Origin of the sequence: Maribacter sp. MAR_2009_72, from assembly GCF_007827235.1 — a bacterium.
In the GTDB taxonomy this organism is placed as follows: Bacteria; Bacteroidota; Bacteroidia; order Flavobacteriales; family Flavobacteriaceae; genus Maribacter; species Maribacter sedimenticola.
Window position 1 is genome coordinate 2,817,345 of sequence record NZ_VISB01000001.1, and the last position, 15,192, is coordinate 2,832,536.

The window sequence follows — 15,192 nt, forward strand, 5'->3', positions numbered from 1 at the left end:
AACCTAAAATGATGATGCGGAACAGTCTATTGATGTTGGTTTTTTTACTGAGTGCCTATGCTTTAAGAGGTCAGGAGCTTAATTCGCCTCAATTATCGCAGTACTTGGCAGACAATCCATTTGTCTTGTCGCCTACCTATGCGGGTATTGGTGACCATGTAAAAATCAGGTTAAATGGGTTGGCCCAGTGGGTAGGTATCAAAGATGCGCCCAGGACCCAATCATTAGCGGCAGATATGAGGGTAGGTGAAAAATCTGGAGTTGGGGTCTTTTTATATAATGACGCCAATGGAGACACCAAACAACAAGGGGCCAGGGTGTCATTTGCACACCATTTGACCTTGGATAAATATGATGATGAATTTTTGTCCTTTGGAATTTCATATAACTATAACGGATTTAGAATAGATAACGAAGATGCACAGAACAGCGGTGACCCAAACATCAATAATAGGTTGACGAACAACCATAATTTTGATGTTGGTATGCTCTATAGACTCAATAAATTTTTCTTGAGTGCAAACGTATCCAACTTATTGGACAAGGAAATAGATCTATCTACATTTTCAAGTTTAAACGAGCCTACGGCCTTGAGAAACTATTATTTATATTCCGGATATAGATATACCAAAAACAGAAATAGCCAGTTAGAAATTGAACCTTCAGTACTGTTCAAGATTTTTGAAAGTGACGGCAGGTCAGAAACAGATCTTAACGTTAAATTTAGATGGTACGAATTTGAGGATTATTACTATGCTGGGGTGAACTATCGTTTCTTAAATGACCAAATAGGGGATCCTTTATATATTGCTCCGTTTTTTGGCCTTAAAAAGAGTAACTTTTATTTTGGATATTCCTACCAAATTATTTTGAACGAAATTTTAGGATATAGCACGGGTACCCATGTTATTACCGTAGGTGTTGACCTTTTCCAAGGAATCAGTAATTGTAGATGTACCTATTAAATCTTCGGGCAGATTGATTATGTTTGCTATTTAGATTGTAGATAATGGGTAAAGTTCAGTTAGAAAATATTAAAGCATATGCCCACCATGGCTGCTTAAAGGAGGAAACCAATATTGGCAGTGATTATTTGGTCAATGTTTCTGTTACAACAAATTTGACCAAAGCATCTATCTCCGACCAATTATCTGACACGGTAGATTATGTCCATATCAATAAGATAGTAAAACAGGAAATGGCCATACCATCCAAATTATTGGAGCATGTGGCCAAAAGAATTACAGATAGAATATTTTTGGAACTGCCCACTGTTGAGAAAGCTAAAATTTCGGTTTCTAAGATCAATCCTCCAATTAACGGAGATGTTGAAAAAGTTACCGTAGCCTTGAAATTAAAGAGAAAATTATAAACTTAGGGGAAGCCTTGAAGATGGTAAGATTTTTAATTTTTTACTTTGATTTGTCCTAGAACAGGATAATTGTTTATTTTTGCTCTCTCTTAAAAATAATGGCATCGTGGCCGAGTGGCTAGGCACAGCTCTGCAAAAGCTTGTACAGCGGTTCGAATCCGCTCGATGCCTCTAAAAAAACCCTTCCTTGGAAGGGTTTTTTGTTTATGATGAATTACCGGCAGTTAATAAAATAATATATCCTTTACCCACCTAAAGCATCTTTAATCACATACTTTATTTGCCAATAAATAGGCTAAAATATATTGCTTGGTTACTGCAGTAGGAAAACCAAGAAAATTGCAGGTATAAAATAAACAGCTATGGTTTTGGCCCCTTCATAATCCTTTGCCACGCGTTGTCCAAACAAGAGCATCAACAGCGTTACACATGATAAAACGGCCCCATAAAAACCAATAGTGGCATCGTTTTTACTAACTAACAGATAGATTCCGGCCAAGCATAAAAAACCGGCCACTACCTCTGTAATCAGCACAGTACCTACCATAAATGGCACTATGTTTTTAAGGGGTGTTTTGGCAAAATGATCTTTAAGCCATGAAATATTTCCAGACCAATCCGTTATTTTGTCCAATCCGCTTTGTAAAAAGGTGATGGACATAAAAAGTAACAATAAGATTTCGGTAGCATGTTCAAGGATGGTCTTCATGATATATTAATTAAGTTCCGCTTTTTTTCTATGTAAAAGGCGTGTAAGTTTTATGGATAGGTCCGTAAAAATAATCTTTGCATTACCATTCCTTTCTATATGGTAAATAGCATCTTCCAATTCTTTGGTAATATCCAGTATGTTGTTCTCATGTACAAAAGGCGCAAATTTCTTCAATTGAAATCCATCATTATGTATTTTAAGGTATGCAAGTTCTTCTGCACCATAATTGATCATTAATGCCTGTCTCATTACCACTATACAATAATGAAGAAAATTCTTTTGTGTTTCCCTTCCCGTTTTTGCAACTTCTTCTCCCCATAACAATAGTTCATGAATGGCCGCCTTATTGCCTTTTGCCTTGAACGCGCTTCTAACCCATTGTATAAACCAGTTCTCAAAGACTAAGTCTTCAGAATCATTGTTCAGCAAGTCCAATGCCTTGTTGAAATTCCCATTTGCTTCATGCGCAATTCTCATAGCTTCTGGTTTGGCCGCTCCCTTTTCAATCAATGCATTTGCGACCGCTTCTTCTGCCAAAGGAGGAAAATGTACAATTTGACAACGTGATTGTATTGTCTGAATAATTTGTTCCTCATCTTGGCACAGCAATAAAAAAACGGTTTTATCGGGCGGTTCCTCAATTAACTTCAGTAGTTTGTTAGAAGCCGCATTGTGTAATTTTTCGGCCATCCAAATAATCATGACCTTATACCCTCCTTCATAAGATTTTAAAGAAAGTTTCTTAACGATTTCCTGAGCTTCGTGAACTCCTATTTGACCTTGTTTTTTTTCAATTTCAATAAACCTGTACCAGTCAAAAAGGTTGCCGTAGGGCTGTTCCACAATAAATTGCCGCCATTCTTTCATATAATGGTCACTGACCGCTTTTGAACTTACTTTATCCGAGGTTGCAACGGGAAAAGCGAAATGCACATCAGGGTGAGAAATTGAATTGAACTTTAAATTACAAGCTTCATTGGGACCACTGTTCTCGCCACCAGTATTTCCGCAAATTATATATTGGGCATAGGCCAGAGCCATTGGTAAAAGACCACATCCTTCCGGACCAACAAAAAGTTGTGCATGAGGTATACGACCGGCATCTGCACTTGAGGACAAATGCTTTTTTATATGCGAGAGGCCTAAAATATCTTTAAATAACATAGATTCAAATATAGTTGTTTTAAAGCATAACAAAATTATTGCGATAGCGCATAAATTAACCCTGTATGCACTTTAACACAAGCCTATTAATCTTTACATTTGTGACCTAACAAAAGGAAAAACCAATGAAAGTATTGAATGACTTTAATTTTGAAGATAAGAAAGCGTTAATAAGAGTGGACTTTAATGTTCCCTTAAATGATAAATTTGAAGTAACGGATACAAATAGGATCGAAGCAGCGAAACCCACTATTATAAAAGTATTGGAAGATGGGGGTAGCGCCGTATTAATGAGCCATTTAGGCAGACCAAAAGGCCAGCGAAATGCCGACCTATCGTTAAGCCATATTTGTGATACTGTTTCTGACATTATTGGGGTGTCCGTGAAATTTGTAGATGATTGTGTTGGAGAAAAGGCAGAAAAGGCCGTTGCAGAATTAAAAAATGGAGAGGTTTTGTTGTTGGAGAACCTTCGTTATTATAATGAAGAGGAAAAAGGGGACGAGGAATTTGCCGAAAAATTATCAAAACTGGGTGATATTTATGTAAACGATGCTTTTGGTACTGCACATAGGGCTCACGCTTCTACTACAATCGTTGCCAAATTCTTTCCAAACGCAAAATGTTTTGGATATCTATTGGCCAAGGAAATTGATGCTATTGAAAAAGTTATGGCAACTGGAGAAAAACCTGTTTTGGCCATCCTTGGAGGCGCAAAGGTTTCATCCAAGATTACCATTATTGAAAATATATTGGATAAGGTAGACGACCTTATCATTGGAGGGGGAATGACCTATACATTTATTAAAGCCCAAGGCGGTAAGGTAGGAGACTCTATTTGTGAGGATGATAAAATGGATTTGGCAATGGAAATTTTGGCCATGGCTAAGGAAAAAGGTGTCAAAGTACATATTCCGGTAGATGTTTTGGCTGCTGACGATTTTAATGTCGATGCCAATACCCAAATTGTAGATGTTGATAAAATACCGGAAGGCTGGCAAGGGTTGGATGCAGGTCCACGAACCCTTGAAAACTTTAAGAGCGTAATCTTGGCCTCTAAAACCATTTTATGGAACGGCCCTATTGGAGTATTTGAAATGGAAAAATTTGCCAAAGGAACTATTGCTGTAGGTAACTTCATTGATGAGGCAACAAAGAATGGTGCATTTTCCTTAGTAGGAGGCGGAGATTCTGTAGCCGCTGTAAAACAATTTGGTTTTGAAGACAAGGTTAGCTATGTATCAACAGGTGGAGGAGCCATGTTAGAAAGCTTAGAAGGTAAAACATTACCTGGTATCGCCGCAATATTAGCGTAGCCAAGGTGTTATCGATAAACGGTTTATAGCGAAAATTTGTGCATTTTAAGAGAATTAATTTTATTCTCTTTAAAAAATGTACGATTTTCGTTTGTTCCGTTAATTAATTTCACCTCAAATGAAACAACTTACTTTTTCTTCTGGTTATTTATTAGGACTCTTGTTCTGTCCTTTTTTTGTCTTGGCCCAGGACAATGAGAGTACACAAGTAGTTGTGGATTCAATCAATTCTGAAGCGGTGATTAATAGGGTAAACGAGGCTTTACCTGTTAAAGATACCATCCGCGCACAGAACACTATTAATATTACGAACAACCCATTGGGTAAGGAGCTCAGCCTTTTTAAGCCAACGGAATCTTCTACTTATGATTTAAAAGATCATGCCTTAGCTGCAAAATTTGATAGCCTTTGGATGAAAGAGCTCGTAGATGCAGCCCCTTTATTTAATGAAATGTATCAAGAGGTGTTGGAACTTGACACTACCTCTACAGTTGTCTATGACTTACACACGGACACTTTGAAACTTAGGTTGGCTCGTCTGAACGAACGAACACCATTTAATATTGAATATAATGCATCTTTGGAAAATGTCATTAAATCATTTTTGACCAGAAAAAGAGGTCTAATGGAGCGCATGTTGACGCTAAGCCAATTTTACTTCCCCTTATTTGAACAGGAATTTGACAATAAAAATATTCCTTTAGAAATGAAATATTTGTCAATTGTGGAATCTGCATTGAACCCTAAAGCGCGCTCAAGGGTAGGTGCAACAGGATTATGGCAATTTATGTACGGTACCGGTAAAGAAATGAAACTTACCATCAATAGTTATGTAGATGAGCGTAGCGATCCTATCAAGTCTACCGCAGCTGCCGCTAATTACCTTAACAGATTGTATAGAATATATGATGATTGGGATTTGGCACTGGCTGCCTATAATTCTGGACCGGGCAATGTAAACAAAGCTATTCGCAGAAGTGGTGGTCAAAAAAATTACTGGAACATTAGAAGAAATCTACCACGAGAGACGGCAGGGTACGTTCCTGCTTTTCAGGCTACCATGTATATATTTGAATATGCTGAGGAACATGGTTTAAAATCCAAGAAAGTAGACCGTGCATATTTTGAAACAGATACAGTACATGTTAAAAGTCTGATCACATTCGATCAAATCTCTGAATTGGCGGCCATAGATAAGGATGAATTAAAAATTCTTAACCCACATTACAAATTAGAAGTTATCCCTTATGTAGAAGGAAAACCGAACGCATTGAGGTTACCTGTACGAAAAATGGGAAAATTCGTAGCTAATGAAGAAGCAATTTATGCCCATGTACAGAATGAACTTAAAGAAAAAGAGGAAATAGTTGCAGAAATACAAAAACAAGCTGAACAGAATAGTATTCGGTATAGGGTTAAGGACGGTGATTTCCTCGGAAAAATTGCCGAGAGGTATGGTGTTCGTGTAAGCCAGCTTAAACAGTGGAACGGTTTGCGAAGCAATAATTTAAGAATTGGGCAACGATTAACTATCTATCCCAGAAAAAATTCCGGGACCTCTGTAAAGCCAAGGGAAACCCCAACCAGAACTGCGGTTACCAGCACTTCTAAAGTTCATGAAGTGAAGAGCGGCGATTCTTTGTGGACCATTTCCAGAAAATATCCTGGAGTTACTATAGAAAATTTACGAAAATGGAACGGTATTAGCGGTAACAATTTAAAGTTGGGCACAAAACTTAAATTGTGTGATTGTTCATCGTAAATAAAATACCAAATGAAAAAAAGATTAGTACTTTGTTTTTTTGCAGTTTTAGGACTTTTAAATGCCTGTAAGGAAAACGGTAAGGCAGATTACCTGCCGGAATCCGTTGGCGCAATGAATACCTTAACGGTAGTAATTGACAATGAATTATGGAAAAGTAGCGTGGGGGATGCCATACGTGAAAATTATACGGCAGCTGTTCCCGGACTTACCTGGGACGAAGCACAATTTAGTGTAACCCAAATTCCACCACAAGTGTTTTCTGGTTCCGTTCAAAATTCAAGTTCAATTCTATATGTTATGGAAGATTCCTTGAATGTGGCCCATATGAAGTCCAACATGTATGCAAAGCCACAAAAGGTGGGAGTTTTAAAAGGTAGAAACAAAGAAGAATTAATTGATAACATACACAAGACCTCAAAAGAATTTATAGAGGATTTCAGGACCCTGGAAATCAGCAAGGCACAGAAAAGGTTTACAAAATCTTTGAACAAGGAAAGGGCTTTGGAAGACAAATTCAATATTTCCATGAATATACCTTCTGTGTATAGGGTAGGAAGGGAAGAGGACAATTTTGTTTGGATATCCCGTGAAATTCAAAAAGGGAACATGAACATTATTGCCTATACTATGCCTTGGGACAGTTTTGAACGAGACTCTACTTTTACGAAGGATATTATTAAAATGCGTGATTCTATTGGAAGCCTTTATATACCCGGAGAAGATATTCCGGGCAAAAAAAACCATATGATTACGGAAAAGGCATTTTCGCCATATGTCTTTCCTGCCGAAGTTTCCGGCAAAAAAGCGGCAGAGGTCAGGGGAATTTGGGAAATGTCCGCATATCCTATGGCAGGGCCGTTTTTAACCTATATCATCAACGATAAGGAGAACAACAGAAAATTGGTCATAGAAGGGTTTGTATTTGCCCCTGCCACGAAAAAAAGGGATTATATGTTTGAACTTGAAGCAATTCTAAAATCCGTTTCATATGACGTTAGCACAAAAGAATAGTTTTTATGTAAAAAAATAAGATAAGAAAATACAGAGCGGCCCATGTTAAACATGGGCCGCTCTGTATTTACTTCAATTGGGAATTTAGTAAACTACCAATATTAAATTCCAATACTATAGGTTACTAAAGGAAAACCCTGTAGACACCCTGTATATCAATGCATACATTGCAAGCCCTATCAATATAAAACATAGCCATGAAAACAGTTTAAAATAGTTTTCAAGTAAGTAGCTTCTCCAGTTTCTAAAAGCCTCTGTATATATTTCCTTAACAAGTATAATCTTTTCCATAATGTATAATTTAGATGTTCCTGTCATCTAAAGTTCCAAATTAATTTAACCCTTATGGAAAAGATTAGGTAAAGGGATGAATTCCCCTTTAAAAAACAAACAGATTATACATGTTACTTTGTATGGCAGAAATACTCGTTGAACAACGTGTATGATTATATACCTGCATTCGGTAAAGTGCTTATAAATAGGATGTTTTGAACCTGACGCAAATTGTTAATACCTGTTTTTACAAATTTATCGTTAACAATATCAAGATTACATTTCTACAACGATAAACTCAGACCTACGGTTTAGATAGTGTTGCTCTTCTGTACATGGTATTCTACCATTACACTCGTTAAGTAATCTTTCCTCACCATAACCTATTGCGCTTTCTATACGTTCCGGTGCAATACCTTGAGAAATCATATAATCCCTAGTTGATTTTGCACGTTTGTCAGAAAGATATTTGTTATACGATGCATCACCACGTGAATCCGTGTGCGACTCAATTTTAATGACCATGGTAGGTGAATCCTTCATAACGGCAACAAGTTTTTCCAATTCCAGGGCGGCATCCTTACGTATGAAGGATTTGTCGAAATTGAAATGGATCATTTCTGTCTTTAGCTTTTTAATACCATTTTCAACAGCAATGGCGTCATGAAGTTTACGCATGGTAACGGCTACATTTACCGTATCGTTTTCTGCAGTGGCAGATTCCCTTATATCTTCATAATACGTATCCTTTGTAGTCTTAAGGACATACCGGGTATCACTATCCAAATCCTCGAAAACAAAACTTCCGTTTTCATCGGTTTCCATTTCTTTGAGTTTGATATTGTTTTCATCCAACAACTCCACCATTGCATTTGGCATAACATCTCCAGATATTAATTCTGTAACTACGCCCGCAATAGCATTTATATTGGACGGTGTTTCTTCTAGTTCCAATTTTTTAAAGGAATAGATATCATCATCACCCTTACCGCCATCTCTGTTAGAAGCAAAGTAACCTTCTTGGGAATCTTCATCTACTATAAACGAAAAATCGTCTTTTTTACTATTTACGGGTTTCCCCAAATTTCTAGCTTCCAAGAAGCCATCATCTTCGTTATAGGCTACTTCAAAAATATCCAAGCCCCCAAGGCCAACATGTCCGTTAGATGAGAAATATAATTTTTTATCATTAATAAACGGAAACATTTCTTTTTGCTCCGTGTTGATTTCAGGACCTAGGTTCCTAGGTGTGGAAAACGATCCATCTTCAAGTACATCTACTACAAAAATATCCGTTTCACCTATACTGCCCGGCATATCAGATACAAAGTATAGTTGTTTGCCATCTGTACTTAGTGCAGGGTGGCCGGTAGAATAATCGTCACTGTTAAAAGATACTTCCTCTGCTTCTGTCCATTCTCCGTTCACCTTTTTTGAGCGATATATTTTAAGGTGATTAATACCATTTTTATCCCTTTTTAACTTTTTTCCATAATTGTTCCTGGTGAAATACATGGTTTCATTGTCCGCGGAAAATGTGACCGACGCTTCATGATATTTAGTATTGATTTCCTTAGAAAATTTTATGGCATCTTTTAGATCCTTGGATTCTTTGTTGACTTTGGCAACATATAGATCTAGATACGGTTGATTATTCCATTTATACCGTCTGGTATTATAAATGGTAGAATCTTTGGATGAAGCGTAGACCATTTCGTCCTCATCATAATACATAGGGGAAAAATCAGAATTGCTGGAATTGATATTGAGGTTTTTAATGTCAAACCTATCTTTCATTCGTAAAAGTCCGTCCAACACAATTTCATTGCGTTCATTTTGTAGTTCCCGCTTATCACCATCTAATTTTCGGTTATAAAGTTTCATCAGGCGTTTGGATCTTTTATAATTACCAGTACCCTTTAAGGAGTGAGCATATTTAAATAAATAATCCGTTGACAATTCCTTTTCATACTTTTCATATAGTAAATGGTACCATTTGTACGCTTTTTCCATATCTGTATTAAAGTAATGGGCATCACCCGCTTTTTTCAAAACATCTTCTGAATAGGCAGATTTGGAATTTGTTAAGGCTTTTTCATATAATGCCGCAGCTTCAGCATACCACATTTTGTCAAAGTACTCATCTGCCTTTTGTATAAGTTTGTCCTTGGTTTCCTTTAAAGGGGATGTATTTAATCTTTCTTCTTTTCTGTTATTCTTTAATGCGTTATTCTGTTTGGTCTCCTTCACCATGTCATTTGTGGCATCTTCCAATGGTTCCAATTTAGCAACAGGAACACCGTTTTGCATTTTCAATACCCAGATATCTTTCTTATAACGGTTGTCAAATTTGGTATTACAATCCGCAAAAGCTGTTTTCCAAGAGTTGTAATGGTTAAGGTATAGATAGTATAATTTGTTTTCAGGGTTTTGAAAGTATCCGGATTCAAATCCTTTTTTATTGAATTTTTTTACTTGGGCATCTAGATTTTCACTTTTTCTGAATATACCTGCAACTACATAATAGCCATTTTTTGCACCATCAATATTTCTAAAGGTCTTTTGTGGAATATCATAGGCCTCTGCCGCAAGTTCAAACTCTTTACTGTCCGTATGTGATTTGGAGGGTTGTGAATGAACTATAGGTTCTTGATATCCTTCAGATGTAGTATCTGCCTGAAAATCTTGACTTTGGCCAAAAATGGCGAAACTTAAAAAATATATGTACAGTAATATTCTCATATGTATGATTGCTTGACCAACATAGTTGTATTGGTAAAAGTGCAAATAAGGACAGTTTAATTAATAGCTGTTGCCATTACAAGCTTTACGAAATTAGACGTAAAGTAGTATTTCATCGATTATTTGTTGTGAAACAGATGTTTTTTGTCGTGAACATAGGCGTAACAGTTGCTTTTAATTTTGGTTAGCAACAATAATTCATTAATTGTAGTAGAAACACCTAATTAGTTGAATAACAGCTTTTAGGTAAAAATTTTAAAAGTGGATTTTGAATATGATGTGAATACAAACATAAAAAAGCCCCAATGAATGGGGCTTCTATATAAGAGATAAGATTATTATAGTACTAATCCTTTTTCTTTTCTTCTAGTTGTTCATCCTCTTTAGAGGCGTCTTTAAATTCTTTGATTCCACTACCCAAACCCCTCATAAGTTCAGGAATTTTCTTTCCTCCGAATAATAGTAGTACAACTACTACCACCAGAATAATCTGTGGAGCACCTATGGCCAAAAAAGTAGATAAGATTGTCATAAGACTTTTGTTTTAAATGGATATCAAAGATACTAAAATCTACCAAAGAAAACTGAGTAATATTGGATAGGTTGACAATATTATAGAATTTAACTTATTATTGTGCATTATAGGGGTCTAAAATTAGGGTATAGCCACTATATTGTTGACTAAAACGCTTTATAATATATTTGTAAGTATATCTTTGTTAAGATGGCCAAAAAAGTTAAAAAACGTAAGGAAATTAAACGCAAGCTGCTGCACAAGTACCGTTTGGTTATTTTGAACGAAAATACTTTTGAAGAAAAAATTTCTTTTAAGCTAAGTAGGTTGAACGTATTTGTAACAGGCTCATTATTTATGATTGCCCTTATTGGCTTAACCACCTTGCTAATTGCATTTACCCCATTAAGAGAGTATATACCAGGATATTCTTCTACTAGATTAAAAAAACAAGCTACCGAACTGACCTACAAAACGGATTCTTTGGTACGAACCTTGAATTATACCAATAAGTATTTGGATAATATTAGAATGGTACTCAAAGGGGATATTGAGAATACCGTGGTTAACCGCGACTCCTTGTTTCAACAATATAAGTTAGACCCATCCACCGTTGATCTAAACCCGATAAAGGAGGATTCCTTGTTAAGGGCAGAGGTTGCCTTGGAAGACAAATACAATCTGTTTGAACGTGTTATCGATAAGAAAAATTTAGTGTTGTTCGCGCCTGTAACAGGTGCAATTTCCATGAAATATGAACCAAAGGAAAAACATTACGCCGTAGATGTTACCGCTACCCGGGACAGCCCCGTCAAAGCAATAGCCAACGGAACCGTAATATTTTCCGAATGGACAGCGGATACAGGTTATGTAATTATCCTAGAACATGAAGGTGGACTCTTAAGCGTATATAAACACAATGGTTCCTTATCCAAATTTCAAGGGGACATTGTTAGAGGCGGTGAGGTAATTGCATCAGTGGGAAACACAGGGGAATTCACAACGGGGCCGCATTTACATTTTGAGTTGTGGGATAATGGTACTCCCATAGATCCATTGAATTATATAGATTTTAATTAACATTCTACATGTCTATAAAGACCTTTGCTGCTAAGATATTTGCTCACCGTATAGATAAAAGAACCCAAAAATGGGTGCAGAATCCTATTGCAACACAGGAAAAGGTGTTCAAGGAATTGATTCAAAAAGCAAAATCCACCAAGTTTGGTAAAGATCATGGGTTCGGTTTTGTTCATCATCACAAAGATTTTGTAAAACATGTTCCAATAAGGGACTATGAGGAACTGAAAACGTATGTAAACTTAGTGGTTAACGGAGAAGAAGATGTGCTTTGGCCAGGCTTACCCTTATATTTTGCAAAAACCTCCGGAACAACCTCTGGCGCAAAATATATTCCTATTACAGAAGCATCCATAAAGGAACAAGTTAAAGCTTCTAGAAACGCAATTTTGAACTACATACACGAAACTGGAAAGGCAGATTTTGTAACAGGTAAAATGATTTTTTTACAAGGTAGTCCCGTTCTTGAAGAAAAAAACGGGATAAAATTGGGTAGGTTATCTGGTATTTCCGCCCATTATGTACCTAATTATCTTCAAAAAAACCGCATGCCATCATGGGAAACCAATTGTATAGAGGATTGGGAAACAAAGGTCAATGCCATAGTGGAAGAAACGAAAAATGAGGATATGACCGTAATTGCCGGTATACCTTCTTGGGTTCAAATGTATTTTGAAAAGTTAAAGGAAAATACCAATCAGCATATTGGAGATTTGTTCAAGAATTTTGAACTGTTTATCTATGGAGGGGTAAATTATGAGCCTTATAGAAAGAAGTTTGAAACCCTTATAGGAAGAAAAGTTGCCAGCATTGAACTTTTTCCGGCAAGCGAAGGGTTTTTTGCCTATCAAAATTCACAAAAGGAAAAAGGAATGCTTCTTTTATTAGATGCAGGTATATTCTATGAATTTGTAAGGACGGATGCGTTTTTTACGGAACATCCTAAAAGACATACATTAAAGGATGTAGAAATAGATGTAGATTATGTAATGATTATTTCTACGAACGCCGGTTTATGGGCCTATAATTTAGGAGATACCATTCGGTTTGTTTCTCTTAATCCTTTTAAAATTGTCGTTTCTGGACGTATAAAACATTTTATTTCCGCATTTGGGGAACATGTCATTGCCAAAGAGGTGGAAGAAGCCATGCAAATTGCGACCAATAAAACGAATGCCAGCGTAAGTGAATTTACCGTAGCCCCACAAATTTCCCCTGAAGATATGCAATTACCTTATCATGAATGGTTCATTGAGTTTGAAAAGACACCAGATGATATGGGTAAATTCATTACGCATTTAGATGAGGCCCTACAACAACAAAATAGTTATTATTATGACTTAATAGTGGGCAAAGTTTTACAACCATTAAAAATAACTTCGATACAACATGGCGGTTTTATGGAGTATATGAAATCCATTGGAAAGCTAGGTGGACAGAATAAAGTACAGCGATTATCCAACGACCGTAAAGTTGCCGATGCCCTATCAAAATATAAAATCTCATAAACCCGGTCTATAATTAACAAATTATAAATTGTAGTTTTGTTTGAAATCATCAATGGGAAAAACAATCACAACCACAAGAGCACAAGAATCGACAAATGCGATCGAGCGCATGTACATTACTATGCGCCACTTGTTCAATCGCGGATTTTATAAACCAAACGGTGTTTCTGGAGAAGCGCTTAAAAATGCTTTATTACAACTACGGCCTGAAATTTACGGATCTGTTGGGGAGGATAAGGCAGAATTAAGCGGACTTATCTATGTCTTGGAACGTTTGCCAGAAGGTATTGAACAATGTAGGTTCATAAGCCTTACGTCTGATGAAGGATATGGAATATCTCATATTCATCCTATCATACCTCCTAAAAGAAGGCGTAACTGCTATCGTATCGACAATGAACAGATGAATATTGAAATTACTAGGGGTCGTTCCGATATTTATGACATTCTTACCCATTTAACCTTTTTGTTTATTGAATCCGAAAAAATCTGTAAACGTGTTCTAATTCCGGATACGGAAAAAACGATAAGGGATTGGACAAAACTTGAAGCCGCAGTACATAAAAAAGAACTGACTCAAGAAGAACGTGAAATAGCCTTAATACATACCGCAAATATATTAGGCAGGTCCTTTGAGGAGATTCTTGAGGTTTATAAAAAATTTAGCACAAAGGCCAATCCTGAGCGTTTTTTAAAGGTGATTTATTGGCTTGGAAAATTGGCACTGGAAGAGGAAATAACTGGTGAAAAAAGAGCCATTACATTCAGTACATTGTTGCGTGAGCGTTTAGGCCACCATATTCATGGGGAAATTTGGGCCAATAATATAAAAAGTGTACTGTCCAAGCAAGATTTGTTGCAAAGGCCGATTCATATCATTTCTGCAAACATGCATAGTGTAATGAATTCAATGTTCGCTAAAAGTGCTCTGTCCAAGGAATTCCCCAAGGCTACGGATTTGGAGATTTATGAGGCTTTAAGCAGTGAGGAGAACGGACATTTACGTAAAAAAGTAACCTCCTTGGCCGAAAAAAATGGTATGATTTCCATAGATGACACCTCGGGAACCAATATTGACGTTCAAATTTTTGATACGGCTAAAATTAGAAAAGGCGCTAGTTCATATGAATTACCAACGGCAGACAATCATAAAAAACCTGTTATATTTGTAATGGATTACGCATTTGGGGAACAAGCATATGAGACTATAGATGAGCTTTTAAAACCCTATAATATCAAGAAAAACGATGAATCCTTAATAAATGTAGATTCGGTTTCAATTATGGGTAAAGCTGGTATTTTAGAAGGAGGAAAAGGAGATCTAATGATTCCTTCAGCTCATATTTTTGAAGGTACCGCAGATAATTACCCGTTTAAGAACGAACTTTGTGCAAAGGATTTTGAAGGCCATGGATTAAAAGTTTTTGAAGGAACCATGGTTACGGTTTTAGGTACTTCATTACAAAACAAGGATATACTTAAGTTTTTCCATAAATCTACTTGGAACGTAATTGGCTTGGAAATGGAAGGGGTGCACTATCAAAAAGCTATACAGTCTGCATCAAAAATCAGAAAAAGTATAGGTGAAGACGTAAAGGTAAGGTATGCCTATTATGCATCTGATAACCCATTAGAAACAGGAAGTACATTAGCATCGGGTGGCTTGGGCACTACGGGTGTAAAACCAACCTATTTAATTACGGATAAAATTTTAAAGCAAATATTTAATTCATAA

At 36.5% G+C, this 15,192-nt stretch carries 13 protein-coding genes and 1 tRNA gene; 9 read left to right on the forward strand and 5 right to left on the reverse strand.

Translation table 11 applies throughout. The features are described 5' to 3' along the window. Positions 1-14 precede the first annotated feature (14 nt). The 3 genes from JM81_RS11820 to JM81_RS11830 all read left to right on the forward strand — a co-directional run bounded on the left by JM81_RS11820 (position 15) and on the right by JM81_RS11830 (position 1,543). Positions 15-965: a type IX secretion system membrane protein PorP/SprF gene (locus tag JM81_RS11820; RefSeq protein WP_089259722.1), complete on the forward strand. Its 951-nt coding sequence runs from the start codon at positions 15-17 to the stop codon at positions 963-965. Between the two features lie 44 nt (positions 966-1,009). Continuing rightward, positions 1,010-1,372 carry a dihydroneopterin aldolase gene (folB, locus tag JM81_RS11825; RefSeq protein ID WP_144803676.1) on the forward strand — a complete coding sequence of 121 codons (363 nt, stop codon included), beginning with the start codon at positions 1,010-1,012 and terminating at the stop codon, positions 1,370-1,372. A 100-nt stretch (positions 1,373-1,472) separates the two neighbouring features. Continuing rightward, positions 1,473-1,543: transfer RNA gene (locus JM81_RS11830), tRNA-Cys, on the forward strand. 142 nt (positions 1,544-1,685) lie between these two features. On the opposite strand, the gene JM81_RS11835 is transcribed toward JM81_RS11830, so the two are convergent. Continuing rightward, positions 1,686-2,081, reverse strand: coding sequence for a DoxX family membrane protein (locus JM81_RS11835; protein WP_144803678.1), 396 nt, complete (start codon positions 2,079-2,081; stop codon positions 1,686-1,688). 6 nt (positions 2,082-2,087) lie between these two features. After that, positions 2,088-3,248, reverse strand: coding sequence for an ATP-binding protein (locus JM81_RS11840; protein WP_144803680.1), 1,161 nt, complete (start codon positions 3,246-3,248; stop codon positions 2,088-2,090). A gap of 125 nt (positions 3,249-3,373) precedes the next feature. On the opposite strand from JM81_RS11840, the gene JM81_RS11845 reads away from it, so the two are divergent. The 3 genes from JM81_RS11845 (at position 3,374) to JM81_RS11855 (ending at position 7,340) form a co-directional block, all read left to right on the forward strand. Then, complete coding sequence (locus JM81_RS11845) at positions 3,374-4,564, forward strand: phosphoglycerate kinase (protein WP_144803682.1); 1,191 nt, start codon at positions 3,374-3,376, stop codon at positions 4,562-4,564. A 118-nt stretch (positions 4,565-4,682) separates the two neighbouring features. Then, positions 4,683-6,326, forward strand: a complete 1,644-nt coding sequence (locus tag JM81_RS11850) for a LysM peptidoglycan-binding domain-containing protein (protein ID WP_144803684.1) — start codon at positions 4,683-4,685, stop codon at positions 6,324-6,326. 12 nt (positions 6,327-6,338) lie between these two features. Then, complete coding sequence (locus JM81_RS11855; protein ID WP_144803686.1) at positions 6,339-7,340, forward strand: DUF4837 family protein; 1,002 nt, start codon at positions 6,339-6,341, stop codon at positions 7,338-7,340. A gap of 114 nt (positions 7,341-7,454) precedes the next feature. Here the strand turns inward: JM81_RS11855 and JM81_RS18440 are convergent, their stop codons facing one another. The 3 genes from JM81_RS18440 to tatA form a co-directional block, all read right to left on the reverse strand. Then, complete coding sequence (locus JM81_RS18440) at positions 7,455-7,631, reverse strand: DUF6747 family protein (protein WP_179213116.1); 177 nt, start codon at positions 7,629-7,631, stop codon at positions 7,455-7,457. A gap of 258 nt (positions 7,632-7,889) precedes the next feature. Continuing rightward, entirely contained in the window at positions 7,890-10,355 is a 2,466-nt protein-coding gene (locus JM81_RS11860) for an OmpA family protein (protein ID WP_144803688.1), read from the reverse strand. 346 nt (positions 10,356-10,701) lie between these two features. Continuing rightward, a complete protein-coding gene (tatA, locus tag JM81_RS11865; protein WP_079512276.1) occupies positions 10,702-10,887 on the reverse strand; it encodes a twin-arginine translocase TatA/TatE family subunit in 186 nt (61 codons plus the stop codon). Positions 10,888-11,079: 192 nt separating this feature from the next. Here tatA and JM81_RS11870 point away from each other — a divergent pair, with 192 nt between their 5' ends. The 3 genes from JM81_RS11870 to JM81_RS11880 are packed head-to-tail and all read left to right on the forward strand — an operon-like array spanning position 11,080 to position 15,192. Further along, entirely contained in the window at positions 11,080-11,949 is an 870-nt protein-coding gene (locus tag JM81_RS11870) for a M23 family metallopeptidase (protein WP_089258319.1), read from the forward strand. A gap of 8 nt (positions 11,950-11,957) precedes the next feature. Further along, positions 11,958-13,457, forward strand: coding sequence for a GH3 auxin-responsive promoter family protein (locus JM81_RS11875; protein ID WP_144803690.1), 1,500 nt, complete (start codon positions 11,958-11,960; stop codon positions 13,455-13,457). Positions 13,458-13,509: 52 nt separating this feature from the next. Next, entirely contained in the window at positions 13,510-15,192 is a 1,683-nt protein-coding gene (locus tag JM81_RS11880; RefSeq protein ID WP_144803692.1) for a DUF6909 family protein, read from the forward strand.